Source organism: Rathayibacter sp. AY1E8 (assembly GCF_002931415.1).
In the GTDB taxonomy this organism is placed as follows: domain Bacteria; phylum Actinomycetota; class Actinomycetes; order Actinomycetales; family Microbacteriaceae; genus Rathayibacter.
Map to the genome: position 1 here is coordinate 1 of NZ_PSVI01000044.1, position 22848 is coordinate 22848.

The following is a 22848-nucleotide window of genomic DNA, read 5'->3' on the forward strand; positions in this document are numbered from 1 at the left end:
AGAACGGCGCGGTGGACGGGCCGGACACGGCTCCCCCGGAGGACACCGGAGAGGCGCTCGGGCTCGACGCCGCGTCCCTCACCGTCACGGTCGGCTTCGGACCCACCCTCTTCACGGACGAGTCCGGCGCCGACCGCTTCGGCCTCGCCGACCGCCGGCCTCCGCAGCTGCAGGCCCTGCCCCGCTTCCGCGGCGACGCGCTCGTCCCGTCGGCCGGCGGCGGCGACCTCTGCATCCAGGCCTGCGCCGACGATCCGCAGGTCGCCGTGCACGCCATCCGCAACCTGAGCCGGATCGCGTTCGGCCGGGCCTCGCTCCGCTGGTCGCAGCTCGGCTTCGGCCGCACCTCCTCGACGTCCACCGCCCAGGCGACTCCGCGCAACCTGTTCGGCTTCAAGGACGGCACGGCGAACGTGAAGTCCGAGGAGGCCGACGCCGTCCAGGAGCACGTCTGGGTCCCCTCCTCCGACGGCCCCGCGTGGATGGTCGGCGGCAGCTACCTGGTCGCGCGGAAGATCCGGATGATCATCGAGACGTGGGACCGCAGCCAGTTGGGCGAGCAGGAGCGGGTCATCGGCCGCAGCAAGGGGTCCGGAGCCCCGCTCTCGGGCGGCACGGAGTCCACCGAGCCGGACTTCGCAGCGGCCGGCGCCACCGGTGCCCCGCTGATCGATCAGGAGTCGCACGTGCGCCTCGCGCATCCGAGCGTGAACAACGGAGTGCGGCTCCTGCGCCGCGGCTACAACTTCGTCGACGGCAACGACGAGCTCGGACGCCTGAACGCGGGGCTGTTCTTCCTCTCGTTCCAGCGCTCCCCGGAGCAGTTCGTCACCGTGCAGCGGAACCTCGCGACGGACGCACTGAACGAGTACGTGAAGCACGTCGGCTCGGCCGTGTTCGCGGTGCCGCCCGGTGCTCGCGACGAGACCGACTTCCTCGGCTCCGGCCTCTTCGCCTGATCCCTGAGAGGACCCGCACTCCGTCCCAGGATCCGGCGGGCTCACTCCACGGCGCGCCGAAGCCTCCGCCCGTAGCGTCGTCGGCGATGTCCGGGAACAGTGCGAGAAGCGGCCTGACCAAGCGCGAGCGCCAGGAGCTCGCCCGAGCGCAGGCGCGGGAGCGCCGCGAAGCCGAGAGGCGCCGGCGGCGCCGGAACCGGCTGCTCGGGCAGGGCGGAGCGGTCGTCGGGCTCCTCGCGGTCGTGGCCCTGGTCTGCTGGAACGTCTGGTCGCAGCAGGAGGTCGCGAGCGCCGGCCCGGCGAACATGCTCAGCGACGGCATCGTCCTCGCGGGCGACGGCTCGGCCGTGACGGCGACGACGAGCGCGGCGATCGCTCCGGGAGCATCCCCCGTCCCGACCGATGAGAGCGCCACGCGTGCGGGCGGAGTCGTCGCCGTCGACCTCTACGTCGACTACCTCTGCCCGTACTGCGGGCAGTTCGAGAAGGCGAACGCCGAGCAGCTGCAGTCGTGGCTGACGAAGGGGGCGATCACGCTCGAGATCCACCCGGTGGCGATCCTCGACTCCTCCTCGGCCGGCTCCGAGTACTCCAGCCGGGCCGCGAACGCCGCCGCGTGCGTCGCCGACGAGGATCCGGACCGCTTCCTCGCCGTGAACGCGGCGCTCTTCGCGCAGCAGCCGGCGGAGGGGACGACGGGCCTCGACGACGACGCTCTGCGGGCGCTGGTGACCGGAGCGGGCGTCACCGACGACGACGTCCTCGCCTGCATGACCGGGGGCGAGTTCCGGCCCTGGGTGAAGGCCGCGACCGAGCGGGCCACCTCGCTCCCCCTCGCGAACTCCTCGCTGCCGAAGCTCGAGTCGACGCCCACCGTGCTGGTGAACGGCGAGCAGTACACGGGGAAGCCGGACGACGCGGCGGCGTTCGTCTCCTTCGTCACCTCGACGCTCGAGGCGGAGTCCTCGACCCCCTCTCCCTCTCCGAGTCCGGCGGGCTGATCCGGACCGCGAGGGACGGGATCGGCGCTGCACACTGCAGCACCGGGCGGAGACGACGAGACCGGCCGGAGCATCGCTCCGGCCGGTCTCGTCGTGGGCGGGCGCCGAGGCGCCCGGGGCTCAGCCCTGCTTCTTGAGGCGGCTCGTCATGCGCGCGCGGGCGTTCGCATCGAGCTCCACCTTGCGGATGCGGACGACCTCGGGGGTGACCTCGACGCACTCGTCCTCGCGGGCGAACTCGAGGCACTCCTCGAGCGTCAGCTGACGCGACGGCGTCATCGACTCGAAGGTGTCGGAGGTGGACTGACGCATGTTGGTCAGCTTCTTCTCCTTGGTGATGTTCACGTCCATGTCGTCGTTGCGCGAGTTCTCGCCGATCACCATGCCCTCGTAGACCTCCTCGGTGGGGTTCACGAAGAAGGTCATCCGCTCCTGGAGCGCGATGATGGCGAACGGGGTCACGACGCCGTTGCGGTCCGCGACGATCGACCCGTTGTTGCGGGTGACGATCGCGCCGGCCCACGGCTCGTAGCCATGCAGGATCGCGTTCGCGATGCCGGTGCCGCGCGTGGTGGTGAGGAACTCGGTGCGGAAGCCGATCAGGCCGCGCGACGGAACGATGAACTCCATGCGGACCCAGCCGGTGCCGTGGTTCGACATGCCGTCCATGCGGCCCTTGCGGGCGGCGAGGAGCTGCGTGATCGCACCGAGGTACTCCTCCGGGGCGTCGATCGTGAGGTGCTCGAAGGGCTCGTGCGTCTTGCCGTCGACCTGGCGGGTGACCACCTGGGGCTTGCCGACGGTCAGCTCGTAGCCCTCGCGGCGCATCTGCTCGACGAGGATGGCCAGCGCGAGCTCGCCGCGGCCCTGGACCTCCCACGAGTCGGGGCGTCCGATGTCGACGATCTTGAGCGACACGTTTCCGATGAGCTCGCGGTCGAGGCGGTCCTTGACCATGCGCGCCGTGAGCTTGTGGCCCTTCACCTTGCCGACGAGCGGCGAGGTGTTGGTGCCGATCGTCATCGAGATCGCCGGGTCGTCGACCGTGATGGCCGGCAGCGGGCGGATGTCCTCGGGGTCGGCGATGGTCTCGCCGATGGTGATCTCGGGGAAGCCCGCGATCGCGACGATGTCGCCGGGGCCCGCGGACTCGGCCGGGTAGCGGTCGAGCGCCCTGGTGATCAGCAGCTCGGTGATGCGCGCGTTGGTGTGGGTGCCGTCGTGGTGGACCCAGGCGACCGTCTGCCCCTTCTTGATCGTGCCGTTGAAGACGCGGAGGAGGGCGAGGCGGCCGAGGAACGGCGACGCGTCGAGGTTGGTGACGTGGGCCTGGAGGGGCGCGTCGTCGTCGTAGGTCGGCGCGGGGATGTGCTTGAGGATCGCCTCGAACAGCGGCTCCAGGTCCTCGGCGTCCGGCAGCGTGCCGTCCTCGGGCTTGTTCGCCGAGGCGCGGCCGGCCTTGCCGGAGGCGTAGACCACGGGGACGTCGAGGATCGCGTCGAGGTCGAGGTCCGGCACGTCGTCGGCCATGTCCGAGGCGAGGCCGAGGAGCAGGTCCTGGCTCTCGGCGACGACCTCGTCGATGCGCGCGTCGGGGCGGTCGGTCTTGTTGACCAGGAGGATGACGGGGAGCTTCGCCTCGAGCGCCTTGCGCAGCACGAAGCGGGTCTGGGGCAGCGGGCCCTCGGACGCGTCGACGAGGAGGCAGACGCCGTCGACCATCGACAGGCCGCGCTCGACCTCGCCGCCGAAGTCGGCGTGGCCCGGGGTGTCGATGACGTTGATGGTGATGGGACCGTCGCTCGCGTGCTTGCCGCTGTACGAGACAGCGGTGTTCTTCGCGAGGATCGTGATGCCCTTCTCGCGCTCGAGCTCGTTGGAGTCCATCGCGCGCTCGTCCACGTGGGCGTGCGCGTCGAAGGAGTTCGTCTGCTTGAGCATGGCGTCGACCAGCGTGGTCTTGCCATGGTCGACGTGGGCGACGATCGCGACGTTGCGCAGGTCGGAGCGGGTGGCACTTGCCATGGATACGGACTCGTCTCGTGTTCTCGTGCAAAAGGGGGACCATCCATCGTACCGCAGCGAGGCGTCCGCACGGCGAAGGGCCCCGGATCCCCGCTCCGGAGGGCTCCGAGGAGCGCTCCAGGCGGGGCCGGGGCCCAGGTGACGGTCGGTCAGACCGCGAACTCGATGCCGGCGCCGGGGATGGCGTCGAGCAGCTCGCGGGTGTACTCCTGCTGCGGCGAGTCGAACACGGTGTCCGTCGGGGCGTGCTCGACGATCCTGCCCTTCTGCATCACGCAGACGTCGTCGGCGATCACGCGGACCACCGCCAGGTCGTGCGTGATGAACAGGTAGGTCAGCCCGAGCTCGGCCTGCAGGTCGGCGAGGAGGCGGAGGATCTGCGCCTGGACGAGGACGTCCAGAGCCGACACGGCCTCGTCGAGCACCACGATCTCCGGCTTCAGCGCGAGCGCGCGGGCGATCGCCACGCGCTGGCGCTGGCCGCCGGAGAGCTCGTTCGGGTACCGGCTCGCGATCACGCGCGGGAGGGACACCTGGTCGAGCAGCTCGAGGACGCGCTCGCGCTGCGACGTCCGGTCGCCGACCTTGTGCACCCGCAGCGGCTCCGAGATGGTGTTGCCGATGTTGTGCAGCGGGTCGAGCGAGCCGTACGGGTCCTGGAACACCGGCTGCATGGAGCGCCGGAGCGCCAGCATGTCGCGGCCCTTGAGCTTCTCGGTCCGTCGGCCGGCGATCGAGATCGCGCCGGACGTCGCCGTCTCGAGGCCCAGCACCAGGCGGGCGATCGTCGACTTGCCCGATCCGGACTCGCCCACGAGCGCCGTGGTGGTGCCCTTCGGGATCGAGAACGACACGTTGTCGACGGCGGTGAAGTCCTCGGCCTTCAGGCCGCCGCGGCGGATCTTGAAGACCTTGGTGAGGCCGTCGACCTCGATCATCGGGGCGCCCGAGGCGACCGCGCCGGCGTGGTGCGCGGCGCCCGCGCCGACCAGGTCGACCTCGCGGACGGCCTCCGACTCGCCGGGGACCGACTCCACGGCCCGGCCGGCCGTCGACTGGATGCGGCGCGACGCGAGGCTGGGCGCCGCCGCGATCAGGCGCTGCGTGTAGGGGTGCTGCGGGTTCTGCAGCACCTCCACCGAGGCGCCGGACTCGACGATGCGGCCCTTGTACATGACGATGAGCTTCTCGGCGCGCTCGGCGGCGAGGCCCAGGTCGTGCGTGATGAAGAGCAGCGCGGTGCCGTCGGTCTTCGTCAGCGTCTCGAGGTGGTCGAGGATCCGGCGCTGGACCGTGACGTCGAGCGCCGAGGTGGGCTCGTCGGCGATCAGCAGCTGGGGAGCCGCGGCCAGGCCGATGCCGATCAGCACGCGCTGGCGCATGCCGCCCGAGAACTGGTGCGGGAACTGCTTGAGGCGCTTCTCCGCGTCGGCGAGGCCCGCGTTCTGCAGGACCTCGATCGCCTTGGCGCGCACCTCCTTGCGACCGGTCGCGAGGCCGTTGGCCTTGATGGTCTCCTCGACCTGGAAGCCGACCGACCACACGGGGTTCAGGTTCGACATCGGGTCCTGCGGGACGTAGCCGATCCGGCGGCCGCGGATGTCCTCGAGCTCGGTCCTCGTCGCCTTCGCGAGGTCCTTGCCGTCGAACAGCACGGAGCCGGCGGTGACCTGGCCGGTGCCGGGGAGCAGGCCGATGATCGCGGCGGCGGTCGTCGACTTGCCGGAGCCCGACTCCCCCACGATCGCGACGGTCTGGCCGTGCTCGATCGTGAGGCTCACGCCGCGGAGGGCGGGGACCAGTCCGCTGCCGGTCTGGAAGCCGACCTCGAGGTCGGTGACCTCGAGCAGCGGCCCGTGCGGTGCGTTCGGTGTCGTGGCGGTCATCGGAGGGCCCTCGCCTTCGGGTCGAGCGCGTCGCGGAGCGATTCGCCGAGGAGGATGAAGCTCAGCACCGTGACCGTCAGGGCGATCGACGGGTAGATCAGCGTCTGCGGGTTGGTGCGCAGATCGCGCTGGGCCTGGCTGATGTCGTTGCCCCACGACATGACCGAGCCGGGCAGGCCGACGCCGAGGAACGACAGCGTCGCCTCCGCGGTGATGGCCGCGCCGAGCGAGATCGTCGTGACGACGATGACGGGGGCGATCGAGTTCGGCAGCACGTGCCGGAACAGGATCGCCATGCGGGAGAGGCCGGTCGCGGTGGCGGCGCCGACGAAGTCGGCCTGCTTCACGCGGAGGACCTCGGAGCGCAGGACGCGCGCCGTCGTCGGCCAGGCGAACGCGCCGATCGCCAGGGCGATGACGAACACGTTCCGGTAGGCCGAGAAGACGGACATGATGACGACCGCGGCGAGGATGTAGGGGATCGAGAAGAAGATGTCGCCGAGGCGCATGATCACGGTGTCGACCCAGCCGCCGAAGAAGCCTGCCAGCGCGCCGCCGATGACGCCGGAGACCGTTGTGATCACGATCACGATGAGGCCGACGGTCAGCGACGTGGACGTGCCGTGGATGATCCGCGAGAAGACGTCGCAGCCCTGCTTGGTGTAGCCGAGCAGGCTGCCGTCGCCGGGGCCCTGGTTGCTGAACGAGAGCGCGCACTGGCGGGGGTCCACCGAGGTGAACAGGCCCGGGAACAGCGCGACGGCGATGATGACGAGGATCAGGACGCCCGAGATCCAGAACATGGGCCGCTTGCGCAGGTCGCGCCACGCGTCGGTCCAGAGGTTGCTGGGCTTCTCGTCGAGGCTGACGGCGTCGACCGACGCGATCGGCGTCTCCTCGAGCGGGGCCACGAAGTGGTCGATGCGGCGGGCCTTCTGCGCGCCGCCGGTGGACTCATTTGGCATAGCGGATCCTCGGGTCGAGTACGGCGTAGAGCAGGTCGACGAGGATGTTCACCACGAGGTAGAACAGCACCATGACCGTGACGAAGGAGACGACGGTCGGCCGCTCACCTCGGATGATCGCCTGATAGAGCGTGTTCCCGACTCCGGGAACGTTGAAGATGCCCTCGGTCACGGTCGCGCCGACGATCAGGAGGCCGAAGTCGGCTCCGAACTGCGTCGTGACCGGGATGAGCGAGTTGCGCAGGACGTGCACGGGGATGACGCGGCGTCGTGAGAGCCCCTTGCTGTACGCGGTGCGGACGAAGTCCGAGCCGGCCGTCTCGATGACCGAGCCGCGCGTGAGGCGGATGGCCGAGGCGACCACGAAGAGGGCGAGCACGATCGCGGGCAGCAGCAGCCTCTGGAACGACGCGTCGGCTCCGACGGTCGGAGGGAACCATCCCAGCTGGATCGCGAAGAAGGACTGCGCGATGAAGCAGAGCACGAAGATCGGCACCGACACGAGCAGGAGGCTGACGACCAGCGCGCTCGCGTCGAAGAAGCTGCCCTTGCGCAGACCGCTGATGAGACCGATGGTCAGCGCGACGACGATCTCGATGACGATCGCCATCATGGCGAGCGTCAGGGTGACCGGGAAGGTGCGGGCGAGGATCTCGTTGACGGACTGGCCGGAGAACGAGATGCCGAAGTCGCCGCGGACGACGCCTCCCAGGTAGTACAGGTACTGGACGAAGAAGGGCTCGTTCAGGTGGTACTGCTCCTCGAGGCGGGCGAGGAGTGCGGGGCTCGGCGTCTTGTCGCCGAAGAGCGACAGGAGCGGGTTCCCCGGCATGGAGAAGACCATGAAGTAGATGAGGAACGTGGTGCCGATGAGCACGGGGACGGCTTGCAGGATGCGTCGGACGATGTAGGCGAGCATGTCAGCCCAGCCGGTTCCGGAGTCGCATGGATGGGGACCTCATTCGATTGTGACCGAAACAGGGCGCTCCGCCCGTGCCGTGACCTGGTGGCCGACGGCACGGGCGAAGCGCCCCAGTGGTTCGAGCTTAGTTCTTGGTGATCTCGTAGTAGAGCGGCACCGAGTTCCAGCCGAACTCGACGTTCGACACGCCCTCGCCGTAGCCGCCGGTCACGTTCGCGTACCACAGGGGCAGCGACGGGAGGTCCTTCAGGAGGATCTCCTGGGCCTGCTGGAACGTCTTGTTCGCAGCGTCGGCGTCGGCGTCCGACAGGCCCTGCTGGAGCAGGGTGTCGAACTCGGGGTTCGAGTAGTCGCCGTCGTTGGACGAGGCGCCGGTCACGTAGAGCGGTCCGAGGAAGTTGTAGAGGCTCGGGTAGTCGGCCTGCCATCCGGTGCGGAACGCGGTCTCGATCGAGCGGTCGACGATCTTGGTGCGCGCCTCGGCGAAGGTCGGGTACGCGTCGCCCTCGGCGTCGATGCCCAGCGTGTTCTTGATCGAGTTGGTCACCGCGTCGACCCAGCCCTGGTGGCCGCCGTCGGCGTTGTAGGCGATCTTGAAGGTGCCGTCCCAGGGGCTGATCGCGTCGGCCTGAGCCCACAGCGCCTTGGCCTCGTCGGGGTTGTACTCGAGCACGTCGGCGCCGGAGAGGGCGTCGCTGTAGCCGTCGATCACCGGGGAGGTGAAGTCGGAGGCCGGGGTGCGGGTGCCCTCGAAGATCACGTCGGTGATCTCCTTGCGGTCGAAGGACATCGAGATCGCCTGGCGGCGGAGCTGGCCCTCCTCGCCGTCGAAGTGCGGGAGACGGCCCGGGATGGTGAAGGACTGGAACACGGCCGAGGGCTGGTTCACGGCGCGGTCGCCGAGGTCGCTCTCGAAGGTGCCGAAGGCGGAGTCCGGGATCTGGTCGATCACGTCGACGTTGCCGCCGAGGAGGTCGGCGTAGGAGGCGTCCTGGGTGGCGTAGAAGACGATCTTCAGGCCGCCGTTCTGGGCCTCGCGGGGGCCGGTGTACTCGTCGTTCTTGACGAGCTCGATCTGGACGTCGTGCTGCCACGCGTCGTCGCCGTCGAGCTTGTACGGGCCGTTGCCGATCGGGTTCTCACCGAAGGCGGCCATGTCGTCGAACGCGGCGGCGGGCAGCGGGTAGTACGCGGAGTAGCCGAGGCTGATCGGGAAGTCCGACTGCGGGGACTTGAGCGCGACGGTGAAGGTGGTGTCGTCCACGGCCTTGAGGCCGGTGAGCTCGCTGTCCTCGGTGTCGCTGAAGCCCTCGAAGTTCGAGAAGAACGACGCGCTGAGCTGGTTGTTCGACAGCTTGGCGCCGTAGTTCCAGGCGTCGATGAACGAGCTGGAGGTGACCGGGTCGCCGTTCGTGAAGGTCAGGCCCGACTTGATTTTGATCGTGTAGTTCTGCGCGTCGTCCGACTCGATGGACTCGGCGACGTCGTTCTCGGGGGCGCCCTTGGCGTCGTAGTAGACCAGGCCCGCGAAGATCTCGTCGAGGATCTTGCCGCCGCCCACCTCGTTGGTGTTCGTCGGGATCAGCGGGTTCTGCGGCTCGGAGCCGTTCGTGGAGATGATCGCGGCGGCGTCGCCTCCCGATGCACCTCCGCCCGAGTCGTTCGAGCTGCTGCAGCCGGCCAGGACCAGCGTGCTCGCGGCGACGAGCGCCAGAGCCCCGAATCCGTAACGTCTGATGTTCACTATTCCTCCAGTGATGTGGGGGCGCGCGAGAAGTGGTTTCCCTGACGCGTGGAGTGCCGTGCGCGTGGCGACGGCGGCGGCGCACGAGACTGGTGGCCGTCGCGCGGATGCCTTCAACGAGACTATGTATTCGCCCGCTATCTGCACAAAAGCATGTGGCAACCGTTACACAGCGGTAACCGGGAGGTGGAATCCTTGCGCTGTTCTGCACGAAACGTGCGTACCGGGCGGCCGTCGCGCAACACATCGACTTCAGAGGAGACGCACGGAGTGTCCACCGACCTGTCAGGATCCGCGCCCGGACGGCGCCGGATCCGCATCGAGATCCTGCTGGTCCTCGGGCTCTCGCTGGGCGCCTCCGCGGTCTACTCGGTGGTCTCCATCGCCAACCGGCTCACCCGCTCGACCGCACTGGCCGACCAGACCGCGACGATCAACGGCGCCCTCAGCGACCGCCCGGGCTTCGACCTCGTCTACCAGCTGCTCGCGCTCTTCTTCGATCTGGTGCCGGTGGCCCTCTGCGCGTTCCTGCTCTGGCAGAGCTCGGGCCGTCCGCTCGGGCGCCTGGGGCTCGACCTGCGCCGGCCGTTCGCGGACCTGGGGACCGGGACGGTCCTCGCGGTGGCGATCGGCGCGCCGGGCATCGCGCTGTACGCCGTCGGACGCGCGCTGGGCATCACCGTGGCGGTGGTGGCCTCGCCGCTGGACGCGTACTGGTGGACGGTGCCGGTGCTCGTGCTCTCCGCGATCCGGGCGGGAGTGCAGGAGGAGGTCGTCGTGATCGGGTACCTCTTCGCCCGCCTGGGCGATCTGGGCTGGGGGCGGTGGCGGATCCTGGTGACCAGTGCGCTGCTCCGGGGCAGCTACCACCTGTACCAGGGCATCGGGCCCTTCATCGGGAACGCGGTCATGGGCCTGGTGTTCGGACTCTTCTACCAGCGCTTCGGCCGCACCCTGCCCCTGGTGATCGCCCACTCGATCATCGACATCGTCTCGTTCGTCGGCTACCCGCTGGCCGTCGCCCTCTGGCCCGAGCTGTTCGCGCCGCCGGCTCCGCGGACGTGACGTCGGACCGATCCCATCCGAGGAGCCGCAGGACCGCGCCGCGCTCGACGGCGGCTCTCAAGAGCCGCGGCGTGACGCCCGCACGGTGGAGCTGCTCGCTCGTCGCGACTCCGTCGAGCCCTGCCGGCACCTCCACCACGCGTTCCACACGGTCGGGCTCCCTCGTGCATCGGAGTCGCCGTGCGCCGTTCCCCCCGGATCGGGAGAACTGCGCCCCACTCCGCGCCTGTGCGGGACCGACGGTGTCCGCAGCCGAGGGTGGGAGATGACAGGACGGGCTCGAGGCTCCGTTCCTGCTCTCTCACCCTCGGTTGCGGACGAGCGCGTGCGGGCGGATCAGGCGAAGGCCTCGATGGGCGGGCAGGCGCAGACGAGGTTGCGGTCGCCGTAGGCCTGGTCGATCCGGCGGACCGGCGGCCAGTACTTGCCGCGCACCAGCGAGCGGACCGGGTAGACGGCCTGCTCGCGGCTGTAGGGGTGCGTCCACTCCTCGGCCGTCAGGCACTCGGCGGTGTGCGGGGCGCCGCGCAGCGGGTTGTCGTCCACCGGCCACTCCCCCGCGCCGACGCGGTCGGCCTCCGCCCGGATCCCGATCATCGCGTCGATGAAGCGGTCGATCTCGACGAGGTCCTCGCTCTCCGTCGGCTCGACCATCAGGGTCCCGGCGACGGGGAAGCTCATGGTCGGGGCGTGGAAGCCGTAGTCGACGAGGCGCTTGGCGACGTCGTCCACGGTCACTCCGGTCGCCGCCGTCAGCGGACGGATGTCGAGGATGCACTCGTGGACGACGAGCCCGTTGTCCCCCGTGTAGAGCACCGGGTAGTGCTCGCGGAGGCGCGCGGCGACGTAGTTGGCCGAGAGGACGGCCGCCCCGGTCGCGGCCCGCAGGCCCTCCTCGCCCATCATCCGGGCGTACGCCCACGAGATCGGCAGGATGCCGGGGCTGCCGTAGGGCGCTGCCGACACCGGTGCGCCGCCGTGGACGATCCGCTCGCCCTGCGTGCCCACGCCGTGCTCGAGCCGCTGCGCGAGCGGGTGACCGGGCAGGAACGGCGCGAGGTGCGCCTTCGCGGCGACGGGACCGACGCCGGGACCGCCTCCGCCGTGCGGGATGCAGAACGTCTTGTGCAGGTTGAGGTGCGAGACGTCGCCGCCGAAGTCTCCGAAGCGGGCGAAGCCGAGGAGCGCGTTCAGGTTCGCGCCGTCCACGTACACCTGTCCGCCGGCCTCGTGGACGAGGCGGCAGATCTCGGCGACCTCGTGCTCGTAGACGCCGTGGGTCGACGGGTAGGTGATCATCAGCGCGGCGAGGGAGCCCGCGTGCTCGGCGATCTTCGCCCGGAGGTCGTCCAGGTCGACGTTGCCGAGCTCGTCGCAGGCCACGACGACGACGCGCATGCCGGCGAGGACCGCGCTCGCGGCGTTGGTGCCGTGGGCGCTCGAGGGGATCAGGCAGACCGTGCGGTCCTCGTCGCCGTTCGACCGGTGCCAGCCGCGGATCGCCAGCAGGCCCGCGAGCTCGCCCTGCGAGCCGGCGTTGGGCTGGAGCGACACGGAGTCGTAGCCGGTGAGGTGGGCGAGCCACCCCTCCAGCTGGTCGATCAGCGCCAGGGAGCCCTGCACGTCCGCCTCGGGGGCGAACGGGTGCAGGTCCGCGAACTCGGGCCAGCTGACCGCCTCCATCTCGGTGGCGGCGTTGAGCTTCATAGTGCAGGAGCCGAGCGGGATCATGCCGCGGTCCAGCGCGTAGTCCGAGTCGCCGAGGCGCTTGAGGTAGCGCATCATCGAGGTCTCGCTGTGGTGGCTGCTGAAGACCGGGTGCACGAGGAAGGGCGTGCGGCGGTCGAGCTCGGCGGGGATGCTCCGCACGGAGCCGCCGAGGAAGCCGAACGACGAGTCCAGCTGCCCGACGGCGGTCGCGACGGCGATCACCTCGAGGTCGGTGACCGTCTCGTCGATCGACACCGAGACCGTGTCGGCGTCGACCAGGCGCACGTCGAAGCCGGCCTCGCGGGCGCGGGCGACCGCCGCCTCCGCACCGCCGGGCACGACGACCGAGACGGTGTCGAAGAAGTCGGCGTGCCGGAGGGAGTGGCCCCGGTCGAGGAGGAGGCGCGCGAGGAGCGCGGCCCGGCCGTGCACGCGCTCGGCGATCGCGGCGAGCCCGTCCGGCCCGTGGTAGACCGCGTACATCGCGGCCATGACCGCCAGGAGGACCTGCGCGGTGCAGATGTTCGAGGTGGCCTTCTCGCGGCGGATGTGCTGCTCGCGGGCCTGGAGGGACAGGCGGTAGGCGGGGTGGCCGTCCGCGTCCTGGCTGACGCCGACGAGGCGGCCGGGCAGCTGGCGCTCGAGTCCCTTGCGGACGGCGAGGTAGCCGGCGTGCGGTCCTCCGAAGCCCAGCGGGACGCCGAAGCGCTGCGTGGTGCCGACCGCGACGTCCGCGCCGAGCTCGCCCGGCGAGCGCACCAGGGTCAGCGCGAGCAGGTCGGCGGCGACGACGGCCAGGCCGCCGTGGGCCTTCACCGCGGCGAGCACCGCCGACGGGTCCCAGAGGTGCCCGGACGCGCCGGGGTACTGCACGAGGGCGCCGAAGCACTCCGGCACCTCCTCCGCGGCGGTGCGCGAGAGCGGGAGCTCGACGATGCGGATGCCGACGGCCTCCGCGCGGCCGCGCAGCAGCGCGAGGGTCTGCGGGAGAGCGTCGGAGTCGACGACGAAGACGTCGGTGCGCGCCTTCGAGGCGCGGCGCGCGAGCAGCATCGCCTCGACGACGGCCGTGCCCTCGTCGAGCATCGACGCGCCGGCCGTGTCGAGGCCGGTGAGGTCGGAGACCATCGTCTGGAAGTTGATCAGCGCCTCCAGGCGCCCCTGCGAGATCTCGGGCTGGTACGGGGTGTAGGCCGTGTACCAGCTGGGGTTCTCGAGCACGTTGCGCTTGATCACGGCGGGGGTGTGCGTGCCGTAGTAGCCGAGGCCGATCATCGGCCGACGCACCGTGTTCTTCGCGGCGAGGGCGCGCAGCTCGGCGAGCGCCCCCGTCTCGGTGGCCGGAGCGGGCAGCACCTGCGGGAGGTCGCGGACGTGGATCGACTCGGGGACGGCGGCGGTGACGAGCTCCTCCACGGAGTCGTAGCCGAGAGCCGCGAGCATGGTGCGCTGCGCGTCGGCGTCGGTCCCGATGTGGCGGGACTCGAAGGCGCCGGGGGTCCTGGTGGCCGCCATCTACTCGCCGACCAGCTCGGTGTAGGCGGCGGAGTCGAGGAGGCCGTCGGGCAGGGCGTCGAAGCGGACCCGGATCAGCCACCCCTCGCCGAACGGGTCGGAGTTGACGAGCTCGGGGCTGTCGACGACGGCCGTGTTGGTCTCGAGGACCTCGCCGTCGACGGGGGCGAACAGCTCGCCCACCGACTTGGTCGACTCGATCTCGCCGACGACGCTGCCGCCCTCGACGCGGGCTCCCGCCTCGGGGAGCTCGACGAAGACGACGTCGCCCAGCTTGTCCGCGGCGTAGGCGGTGATGCCGACGGTCGCGACCTCTCCGTCGACCCGGATCCACTCGTGGTCGGAGGTGTACTGCAGCTCGGTGGGCACGGCCATGTCAGTTCTTCTTTCTCGAGTAGAAGGGGAGCTCGGTGACGGTCATCGGGAGGCGCGTGCCGCGGATGTCGACGGCGAGCGCCGTCCCGGGCTGCGCGGAGGCGGGGGCGACGTAGGCCATCGCGATCGGGACGCCCAGGGTCGGCGAGAGGACGCCGCTGGTGACCACTCCGACCTCGTCGTCGCCGGAGAGGACGGTGTAGTCGGCACGGGCGGCGCGGCGGCCCTCGCCGACGAGCCCGACGAGCACAGGAGCGTCTCCGGAGGGACCCTCCTCGCTGGCCGCGCGGCCGACGAAGTCGATCGGCTTCCCGAAGGCGACGACGCGGCCGAGGCCGGCCTGTGCGGGGAAGACGTCGCGGGAGAGTTCGTGGCCGTAGAGCGGCATGCCCGCCTCGAGGCGGAGGGTGTCGCGGGCGGCGAGGCCGGCGGGGACGAGGCCCGCTCCGGCGCCGGTCTCGGCGAGAGCCTGCCAGAGCGTGGGAGCGGAGTCGGGCGAGACGTAGATCTCGAAGCCGTCCTCGCCTGTGTACCCGGTGCGCGCGATCAGGATCGGGTGCGCCTCGAAGGTCGCGGGCACGGCGCGGTAGTAGCGCAGCTCCGCGAGCAGGCGGGCGGCGTCGTCCGTGTCGAGCACCGACTCCGCTCCCCGCTCGGTCTCGACGGCGAGGCCCTGGACGTTCTGCAGGATCTCGAGCGAGCGCGGGCCCTGCAGCGCGATGAGGGCGACGTCGTCGCTCTCGTCGAACAGCTCGCACTCGAACATCGCGGTGCGGTCGCGGAGCGTCTCGACGACGATGTGCCGGTTGGCCGCGTTCGCGACGACCATGAAGCGGTCCTCGCCCGTGCGGTAGACGACGAGGTCGTCGATCACGCCGCCCGTGCGCTCCAGGAGAAGGGTGTACTTCGCGCGGCCGGCGGCGACGGCCGAGATGTCGCTCGCCAGCGCGTAGTCGAGGGCGTCGACCGCCTCGGGGCCGACGACGAGGATCTCGGCCATGTGCGAGAGGTCGAAGAGGCCGGCGGCGGTGCGCACGGCGTGGTGCTCGGCGAGATCGCCGGAGTAGCGGACCGGCATCTGCCACCCGGCGAAGTCGGTGAAGGACGCGCCGGCGGCGACGTGCACCTCGTGCAGGGGCGAGTAGCGGGCTTCGGGGCTGGTCGTCGGGGTCTCGGACATGAGTTCTCCATTTCGTCGCAGTGCTGGACTCGCGCCGCGTTCGCGGCAGAGCACAGCAGTGCCGTGGGAACTCCCCCTCTGTCGTGGAGCCTGAGAGATTCGCGCCGCCCCGAGGGGTCGAGCGCTTTCACCATGGGCGGATCCGAGCGGATCGCTTTCCAGAGTGGCCAGTTCGACGCGGTACAAGACCTGAGAGATTGGCGGGGAGGCTTGCTCCTTCGGTGCCGACCGGAGTCGGCTCTCCCGCGTCGCGTATTGCGGCCCGGTATTCGGTTGTGCGGTCAGCCTAGCGGTGAGGGCGGACCCTGCGCGGCGTGTCGCCTCTTCCGCTAGGTGTTCAGGTGTTCGTGACACTAAGGTGATCCCAGCACTTACAGTCGGTGCGACTCTTAGTAGGGACATCGGATGCCGGACGTGCAGCTCGCCGTGTCGACGGTGATCTTCGCCCTGCGGCCGCACCCGGAGACCGGAGCGAGCACCGTCTGGATCCCCGTCGTCCGGCGCATCCGCGAGCCGTTCGAGGGACTCTGGGCACTGCCCGGCGGACCGCTGCATCCGGACGAGGACCTCGCCGAGTCGGCCCGCCGCACTCTCCGCGAGACCACGGGCCTGGCTCCGCGCTACCTCGAGCAGCTCTACGCCGTCGGCGGCACCGACCGCTCCCCCGGCGAGGACCGCGTCGTGTCGATCGTCTACTGGGCGCTCGTGCGCTCCGCCGAGGCCGACGAGGCCATCGTGGGAGAGAACGTCGCCTGGCTCTGCACCGATCTGCCGCTCGAGCTCGCCTTCGACCACGGACTGATCGTCGACTACGCCCTCTGGCGCCTGCGCAACAAGATGGAGTACTCCCGCATCGCGCAGGCCTTCCTCGGCGGCGCCTTCACCCTGTCCCAGCTGCGGGAGGTCCACGAGGCCGTCCTGCAGAAGCCCCTCGACCCGGCCAACTTCCGCCGGACGATCGAGAGCTCCGGCACCGTGGTGCCCACCGGGGAGCGCCTGACGGGCACCCGCCACCGTCCCCCGCGCCTCTACCGCTACGACGAGTCGGCGGCGCTCGTCGACAACGGCCCGCTGCCCGTCTGAGCGCGCCGCCCGACTCCCCCACCCGCCTCACGAGGAGAACACCGTGACATCCGTCGACAGCACCATCCGGCTCATCGAGGGCGGCTCCGCGCCCGGCGCCACCTGCGCGCCCGAGCTCGCGGAGGCCCCCTGGTCGTTCGACCTCGGCCTGCCCGCCTACGGGCCCGGCGCCTCCCAGGCCGACCCGATCCCGGCCGACGCCCCGGTCCAGGGACGTCTGCCGGAGGAGTACACGACGGCGAGCGCCGACGAGCTGCACCACCGCATCCTCGCGGCGAAGGAGACGCTCGGCGAGCGGGTCGTCGTGCTCGGGCACTTCTACCAGCGGGACGAGGTGGTGCAGTACGCCGACTACGTGGGCGACTCGTTCCAGCTGGCGAAGGCGGCGACGAGCCGGCCCGACGCCGAGGCCATCGTCTTCTGCGGCGTGCACTTCATGGCGGAGACGGCCGACATCCTCTCCGGACCGGAGCAGGCCGTGATCCTCCCGAATCTGGCGGCCGGCTGCTCGATGGCGGACATGGCCGACATCGACTCCGTCGAGGACGCGTGGGCCGAGCTCACCGAGCTCTACGGCACCGAGCCGGACGCCGACGGCCGCGTGCCGCTCGTCCCGGTCACGTACATGAACTCCTCCGCCGCGCTGAAGGCGTTCTGCGGCCGCAACGGAGGCGTGGTCTGCACCTCCTCGAACGCCGCGACCGTGCTCGAGGACGCGTTCGCGCGCGGGCAGCGGGTGCTGTTCTTCCCCGACCAGCACCTCGGCCGCAACACCGCCAAGGCGATGGGCGTGCCGCTGGAGCGGATGCCGATGTGGAACCCGCGCAAGCCGCAGGGCGGCTCCGACACTGCGACGCTCCTGGACGCGCAGGTGATCCTCTGGCACGGATTCTGCTCGGTGCACAAGCGCTTCACGACGGCCCAGATCGCGAAGGCGCGCGCCGAGCACCCGGGCGTGCGCGTGATCGTGCACCCGGAGTGCCCGATGGCGGTCGTCGACGCGGCCGACGAGTACGGCTCGACCGACTACATCGTGAAGGCGATCCAGGCGGCACCCGCGGGATCGACCTTCGCGATCGGCACCGAGATCAACCTGGTGCAGCGCCTCGCCGTCCAGTACCCGCAGCACACGATCTTCTGCCTCGACGACGTGGTCTGCCCCTGCTCGACCATGTACCGCATCCACCCCGGCTACCTCGCCTGGGTGCTCGAGGGACTGGTCGCGGGGACGGTGCTCAACCGCATCGAGGTCGCGGAATCGGTGCAGGCCGAGGCGCGCATCGCCCTCGAGCGGATGCTCGCGGCCGTTCCGCCCGCCGGGCCGGCGGCGGTCTGACATGGCGCGGGTCGTCGTCGTCGGCAGCGGCATCGCCGGGCTGGTCGCCGCGCTGACGGCGCAGCGCCGCCACGAGGTGCTGCTCGTCACCAAGGGCGCGCTGGCGGAGTCGTCGACGCGCGCCGCGCAGGGCGGGATCGCCGCGGTCACGGCGCCGGGCGACTCCGTGGCGCTGCACGTGGAGGACACGCTCACCGCCGGTGCGGGCCTCGCCGTGCGCTCGGCGGTCGAGGTGCTCTGCGCCGAGGGGCCGGAGGCGGTTGCGGTGCTGCAGGAGTGGGGCGTCGGCTTCGACCGCGAGGGCGGCGAGCTGGCGCGGGGACTCGAGGGCGCCCACTCGCGTCCGCGGATCCTGCACGCCGGCGGCGACGCGACGGGCGCCGCGATCGAGGCCGCTCTCGTGGCGGCGGTGCGGGCCTCGTCCGTCGAGGTGCGCGAGCACGCCGCCCTGGTCGACCTCGTGCGGGAGGGCGGCTCGGTCACGGGCGCCGACGTCCTGCACGACGGCGTGCTCGAGCGCCTGGCGGCTGACGCGGTCGTGCTGGCCACCGGAGGCGCCGGGCAGCTCTACCGGCACACCACCAATCCGTCCGTCGCGACCGGGGACGGGCTCGCCGCCGCCCTGCGGGCGGGAGCGGAGACGGCGGACCTGGAGTTCTACCAGTTCCACCCGACCACGCTCGCGCTGCCGGGCGGCTTCCTCGTCTCGGAGGCGGTGCGCGGCGAGGGCGCGGTGCTGCGCGACGCCGCCGGCGAGCGGTTCCTGGCCGGGGTGCACCCCGAGGCCGAGCTGGCGCCGCGCGACGTCGTGGCGCGCGCGATCGCGGAGCGGATGCGGCTGCAGGGCGGACTGCCCGTGCACCTGGACGCCCGGGCGATCGACCCCGAGGTGCTGGCGAAGAGGTTCCCGACGATCTCGGCGGCCTGCCGCGAGAACGGGCTCTCGCTCGCCGACGACCTGCTGCCCGTGACTCCGGCCGCGCACTACTGGATGGGCGGGATCGCGACCGACCTGGACGGGCGCACCAGCCTCCCCGGGCTGCTCGCGGTCGGCGAGGTCGCCCGCACCGGCGTCCACGGCGCGAACCGCCTCGCCTCCAACAGCCTGCTCGAGGGCGTCGTGTTCGCGCGTCGCGCGGCGCTCGCCCTCGACTCCCTCTCCTGGAGCGGGGGCCCGGTCGCCCCTCCCCGCGCCGTCGTCCCGATGACGCTCGACCGCACCGCTCTCCAGGACGCGATGTGGGCGGGAGCCGGCCTCTCCCGGGACGCGGCGGGGCTCACAGCGGCGCGCGGCGCGCTCGTCGCCTCCGCCTCGCCCGCTCCGCTCGGACTGAGGACGCTCGAGGACGCGAACCTGCTGACCTGCGCCCTCGCTCTCATCGACGCCGCGCTCGCGCGCACGCACTCCGTCGGCGCCCACCACCGCATCGACTCCCCCGACTCCGCGACGGCGAGCGCCGCCGCCCCCACCAGAGAGGCGGCCCTTCCGTGCTGACCCGCCAGAGCATCGACCGCGTCGTCACCCTCGCCCTCGAGGAGGACGCGCCCTGGGGCGACCTGACCTCCGACACCCTCCTCCCCGCGGACGCCACCGCGAGCGCCGCCCTCGTGGCCCGCGAGCCCGGCGTCTTCAGCGGCGGCGCGGTCCTCGTCGGCACGATGCGGCAGGTCGACTCCCGGATCCGCTGCTCGGTGCTCGTGGAGGACGGCGCGGTCTTCGAGGCCGGGCAGACCCTCGCCCGGATCGAGGGCCCCGCGGGCGGCGTGCTCCGCGGCGAGCGGGTCGCGCTCAACCTCGTGCAGCGGATGAGCGGCATCGCCACCCTGACGGCGCAGTACGTCGCCGCGGTGGAGGGGACGCGCGCCCGCATCGTCGACACCCGCAAGACCACGCCGGGCCTGCGCGCGCTCGAGAGGCACGCCGTCCGCAGCGGCGGCGGCCGCAACCACCGCTTCTCGCTCTCGGACGCGGTGCTGGCGAAGGACAACCACCTCGCGGTGCTCGCCGCGCGCGGGATCGACCTGACCGCGGCCCTGCGGGCGGCGCGCGCCTCGATCCCGCACACGGCGCACCTCGAGGTCGAGGTCGACCGGCTCGACCAGATCGAGCCCGCGCTGGCGGGAGGCGCGGACACGATCATGCTCGACAACTTCACCCCCGAGCTGCTCCGCCAGGGCGTCGCCCTCATCGGCGGGCGGGCCGTGGTCGAGGCGAGCGGCGGCGTCGACCTCACGACCGTGCGCGCGATCGCGGAGGCGGGAGTCGACGTGATCTCCGTCGGCGCGCTCACCCACAGCGTCCGCTCGCTCGACCTCGGCCTGGACATCGCGGTCGAGTGATCTACCTCGACCACGCCGCGACCTCGCCCGTGCGCCGCGAGGTGCTGGAGGCCATGTGGCCGTTCCTCACCGCGGAGTACGGCAACCCGTCGAGCAGCCACTCGCTCGGCGACGCCGCGGCGCGCGCGCTCGAGGCGGCGCGCGCTCACGTGGCCCGCTTCCTCGGCGGCCGCGCCTCCGAGACGCTCTTCACCTCCGGCGGCACGGAGTCGATCAACACGGCGGTCAAGGGCCTCGCGCTGGGATCGCCGCGCGGACGGCACCTGGTGATCTCGGCGCTCGAGCACGAGGCGACCGTCGAGTCGGCCGACCACCTCCGGCGCCTGCACGGCTTCGAGGTGTCGACGGCCCCCGTCGACGCGACCGGCCTGCTCGACCTCGACGCGCTCGCCGCGCTGGTCCGGCCGGAAACCGCACTGGTCTCGGTGCTCGCGGCGAGCAACGAGATCGGGACGGTGCAGGACGTTCCGGCGATCGCGGCGCTCTGCCGATCGCGGGGCGTGCCGCTGCACGTGGACGCCGTCCAGGCCGCCGGCTGGCTGGACGTCGCGGGCTGGGGCGCCGACGCGGTCTCGGTCTCGGGGCACAAGCTCGGGGCGCCGAAGGGCGTGGGGGCGCTGCTGCTGCGCAGCCGGCTCCCGTTCGAGCCCCTGCTGCACGGCGGCGGCCAGGAGCGGGAGCGGCGCTCGGGCACCGAGAACGTGGCCTTCGCGGTCGCGCTCGGCACCGCGGTGCGCCTGCTCGATCCGGACCGCACGGCACGGGTCGGAGCGGTCCGGGACGCGTTCGCCGAACGGGTCGCGGCCCTGGCGCCCCGGGCCGTGCCGCTGGGCTCCGCGGCGCACCGGCTCCCCTCGATCGCCGCCTACGCCGTCCCCGGGCGCAGCGGCGAGTCGACGCTCCTCGAGCTGGAGGAGCGCGGCGTCGTCGTCTCGAGCGGCTCGGCGTGCGCCGCCGGGCGCGACGAGCCCTCGCCCGCGCTGCTGGCCCTCGGCCTCGACCCCGACGTCGCCCGGACCGCCGTGCGGTTCAGCTTCGGCGAGGGCGCCACGCTCGAGGAGGCCGAGGCCGCGTCCTCCGCGCTCTCCGCGGTCCTCACCTGAGACCTCTCGCAGCGGATCCCCGTCGATCGGGAATGTCCGGGGCGTCCGCCGCTGTTCTCCCTCCGTACCCCGCATCCGCGCCCGCGAGTCGAGCCGTCGATGCGCCCCTCACACCGATCCCCTCACGACCGGAGAACACCTGTGACCGAGCGCAGCACCCTTCCCGCCGCGCGGCCCGCCGCACCCGCCGCCGCCACGACCCTCGAGCCGCGCAGCCGCCTGGTCATCAGCCTCCTGCTGGTGTCGGCGTTCGTCGTGATCCTCAACGAGACGATCATGAGCGTGGCGCTGCCCGACCTCATGCGCGACTTCGACGTCGAGGCGCACGTGGGCCAGTGGCTCTCGACCGCCTTCATGCTCACGATGGCCGTCGTCATCCCGATCACGGGCTACCTGATCCAGCGGCTGCACACCCGCACGCTCTTCGCCGCCGCGATGATCCTCTTCAGCCTCGGCACCCTCACCGCCGCGCTCGCCCCGACCTTCGCGGTCCTCCTGGCGGCCCGCGTGGTGCAGGCCGGCGGCACGGCCATCATGATGCCGCTGCTGATGACGACCGTGATGACGCTGGTACCCCCGGCGATCCGCGGCCGGATGATGGGCAACATCTCGATCGTCATCTCGGTGGCTCCGGCCGTCGGACCGACGATCTCGGGCGTCATCCTCAACTTCCTCGGCTGGCGCTGGATGTTCTGGATCGTGCTGCCGATCGCGATCGGCGCGCTGCTCCTGGGCCTGCGCAAGGTCGAGAATGTCACCGAGCCCCGCTCCATCCCGATCGACTCGCTCTCGGTGGTCCTCTCGGTCTTCGGCTTCGGCGGCCTCGTCTACGGACTGTCGAGCCTCGGCGAGGGCGGAGGCGCTGTCGTCGCGCCGTGGATCCCGTTCGTCGTCGCGGGCCTCGGCCTCGCGGGCTTCATCGCGCGCCAGCTGCTGCTGCAGCGCACCGACCGGGCCCTGCTGGACCTCCGGACCTTCTCCTCCGCGAACTTCACCATCGTCATCGCGATGATGGCGGTCAGCATGTCGGCGCTCTTCGGCACGCTGATCCTGCTGCCCCTCTACACGCAGAACGTGCTGGGCCTGACTCCGCTGGAGACCGGGCTGCTCCTGCTCCCCGGCGGCCTGCTGATGGGCCTGCTCGCGCCGTTCGTCGGCCGCGGCTACGACCGCTTCGGCCCGCGCGTGCTGCTCGTGCCCGGCTCGATCGTCGTCGCCGGCGCACTGTGGGGGTACACCCTGCTCGCGGCGGACTCGTCGCCCTGGTTCGTCCTCTCGCTGCACGTCACCCTCAGCCTGGGCCTCGCCTTCGTCTTCACGCCGCTGTTCACCGCCGGCCTCGGCTCGGTGCGCCCCTCGCTCTACTCGCACGGCAGCGCGATCATCGGCACCGTGCAGCAGCTGGGCGGCGCGGCGGGCACGGCGCTGTTCGTCACCGTCCTCTCGATCCGGTCGGCGGAGCTCGCGCAGGGCGGAGCCGACGAGGTCGCCTCCTACGCCGGCGGCATCCACTCCGCGTTCCTGTGGGGCGCGTCGATCGCGACGGTCGCGATCGTGGCCGCGTTCTTCGTCCGCCGCCCGGCGGAGTCGGACGCGCCGCTCCCGATGGCGCACTGAGCCGGGCGGGCCGACCCCGCCT

Annotated in this window: 17 protein-coding genes and 1 riboswitch; of the genes, 9 read left to right on the plus strand and 8 right to left on the minus strand. The window is 71.5% G+C overall.

Annotation, left to right across the window (positions count from 1 at the left end; genetic code table 11):
* Positions 1-959: Dyp-type peroxidase (locus C5C74_RS12650; protein ID WP_104351648.1), on the plus strand; the 959-nt coding region annotated here is incomplete at its 5' end.
* An 86-nt stretch (positions 960-1045) separates the two neighbouring features.
* Complete coding sequence (locus tag C5C74_RS12655; protein WP_104222979.1) at positions 1046-1960, plus strand: thioredoxin domain-containing protein; 915 nt, start codon at positions 1046-1048, stop codon at positions 1958-1960.
* A 120-nt stretch (positions 1961-2080) separates the two neighbouring features.
* Here C5C74_RS12655 and typA read toward each other — a convergent pair whose 3' ends face one another.
* The 5 genes from typA to C5C74_RS12680 form a co-directional block, all read right to left on the minus strand.
* A complete protein-coding gene (gene typA / locus C5C74_RS12660) occupies positions 2081-3985 on the minus strand; it encodes a translational GTPase TypA (RefSeq protein WP_104225544.1) in 1905 nt (634 codons plus the stop codon).
* 149 nt (positions 3986-4134) lie between these two features.
* Entirely contained in the window at positions 4135-5871 is a 1737-nt protein-coding gene (locus tag C5C74_RS12665) for an ABC transporter ATP-binding protein (protein WP_104225543.1), read from the minus strand.
* Positions 5868-6836, minus strand: a complete 969-nt coding sequence (locus C5C74_RS12670) for an ABC transporter permease (RefSeq protein ID WP_104222976.1) — start codon at positions 6834-6836, stop codon at positions 5868-5870. The genes C5C74_RS12665 and C5C74_RS12670 overlap by 4 nt, the downstream gene beginning before the upstream one ends.
* Positions 6826-7755: an ABC transporter permease gene (locus C5C74_RS12675; protein WP_104222975.1), complete on the minus strand. Its 930-nt coding sequence runs from the start codon at positions 7753-7755 to the stop codon at positions 6826-6828. The genes C5C74_RS12670 and C5C74_RS12675 overlap by 11 nt, the downstream gene beginning before the upstream one ends.
* A gap of 127 nt (positions 7756-7882) precedes the next feature.
* Positions 7883-9502 carry an ABC transporter substrate-binding protein gene (locus tag C5C74_RS12680; protein WP_104232745.1) on the minus strand — a complete coding sequence of 540 codons (1620 nt, stop codon included), beginning with the start codon at positions 9500-9502 and terminating at the stop codon, positions 7883-7885.
* A gap of 270 nt (positions 9503-9772) precedes the next feature.
* Here C5C74_RS12680 and C5C74_RS12685 point away from each other — a divergent pair, with 270 nt between their 5' ends.
* Positions 9773-10567, plus strand: coding sequence for a CPBP family intramembrane glutamic endopeptidase (locus C5C74_RS12685; RefSeq protein WP_258064167.1), 795 nt, complete (start codon positions 9773-9775; stop codon positions 10565-10567).
* A 336-nt stretch (positions 10568-10903) separates the two neighbouring features.
* On the opposite strand, the gene gcvP is transcribed toward C5C74_RS12685, so the two are convergent.
* The 3 genes from gcvP to gcvT are packed head-to-tail and all read right to left on the minus strand — an operon-like array spanning position 10904 to position 15347.
* On the minus strand, positions 10904-13792 hold the full coding sequence (gene gcvP / locus C5C74_RS12690; RefSeq protein ID WP_104351650.1) for an aminomethyl-transferring glycine dehydrogenase: 2889 nt from the start codon (positions 13790-13792) through the stop codon (positions 10904-10906).
* Positions 13793-14167 (minus strand): glycine cleavage system protein GcvH, encoded by a 375-nt coding sequence (gene gcvH / locus C5C74_RS12695; protein WP_104225540.1) that lies wholly within the window; start codon positions 14165-14167, stop codon positions 13793-13795. It lies immediately after the preceding gene.
* A gap of 1 nt (position 14168) precedes the next feature.
* On the minus strand, positions 14169-15347 hold the full coding sequence (gcvT, locus tag C5C74_RS12700) for a glycine cleavage system aminomethyltransferase GcvT (protein WP_104222970.1): 1179 nt from the start codon (positions 15345-15347) through the stop codon (positions 14169-14171).
* A 168-nt stretch (positions 15348-15515) separates the two neighbouring features.
* Positions 15516-15603: riboswitch (glycine riboswitch) on the minus strand.
* Positions 15604-15752: 149 nt separating this feature from the next.
* Here gcvT and C5C74_RS12705 point away from each other — a divergent pair.
* The 6 genes from C5C74_RS12705 to C5C74_RS12730 all read left to right on the plus strand — a co-directional run bounded on the left by C5C74_RS12705 (position 15753) and on the right by C5C74_RS12730 (position 22826).
* Positions 15753-16430, plus strand: coding sequence for an NUDIX domain-containing protein (locus C5C74_RS12705; protein ID WP_104222969.1), 678 nt, complete (start codon positions 15753-15755; stop codon positions 16428-16430).
* A gap of 43 nt (positions 16431-16473) precedes the next feature.
* On the plus strand, positions 16474-17766 hold the full coding sequence (gene nadA, locus C5C74_RS12710) for a quinolinate synthase NadA (protein ID WP_104222968.1): 1293 nt from the start codon (positions 16474-16476) through the stop codon (positions 17764-17766).
* Position 17767: 1 nt separating this feature from the next.
* A complete protein-coding gene (gene nadB, locus C5C74_RS12715; protein ID WP_104351651.1) occupies positions 17768-19261 on the plus strand; it encodes an L-aspartate oxidase in 1494 nt (497 codons plus the stop codon).
* A complete protein-coding gene (gene nadC / locus C5C74_RS12720; RefSeq protein ID WP_104237538.1) occupies positions 19255-20106 on the plus strand; it encodes a carboxylating nicotinate-nucleotide diphosphorylase in 852 nt (283 codons plus the stop codon). The genes nadB and nadC overlap by 7 nt, the downstream gene beginning before the upstream one ends.
* Positions 20103-21209, plus strand: a complete 1107-nt coding sequence (locus tag C5C74_RS12725; RefSeq protein ID WP_104351652.1) for a cysteine desulfurase family protein — start codon at positions 20103-20105, stop codon at positions 21207-21209. The genes nadC and C5C74_RS12725 overlap by 4 nt, the downstream gene beginning before the upstream one ends.
* Positions 21210-21308: 99 nt before the next feature.
* Positions 21309-22826 carry an MDR family MFS transporter gene (locus C5C74_RS12730; RefSeq protein WP_104246616.1) on the plus strand — a complete coding sequence of 506 codons (1518 nt, stop codon included), beginning with the start codon at positions 21309-21311 and terminating at the stop codon, positions 22824-22826.
* Positions 22827-22848 lie beyond the last annotated feature (22 nt).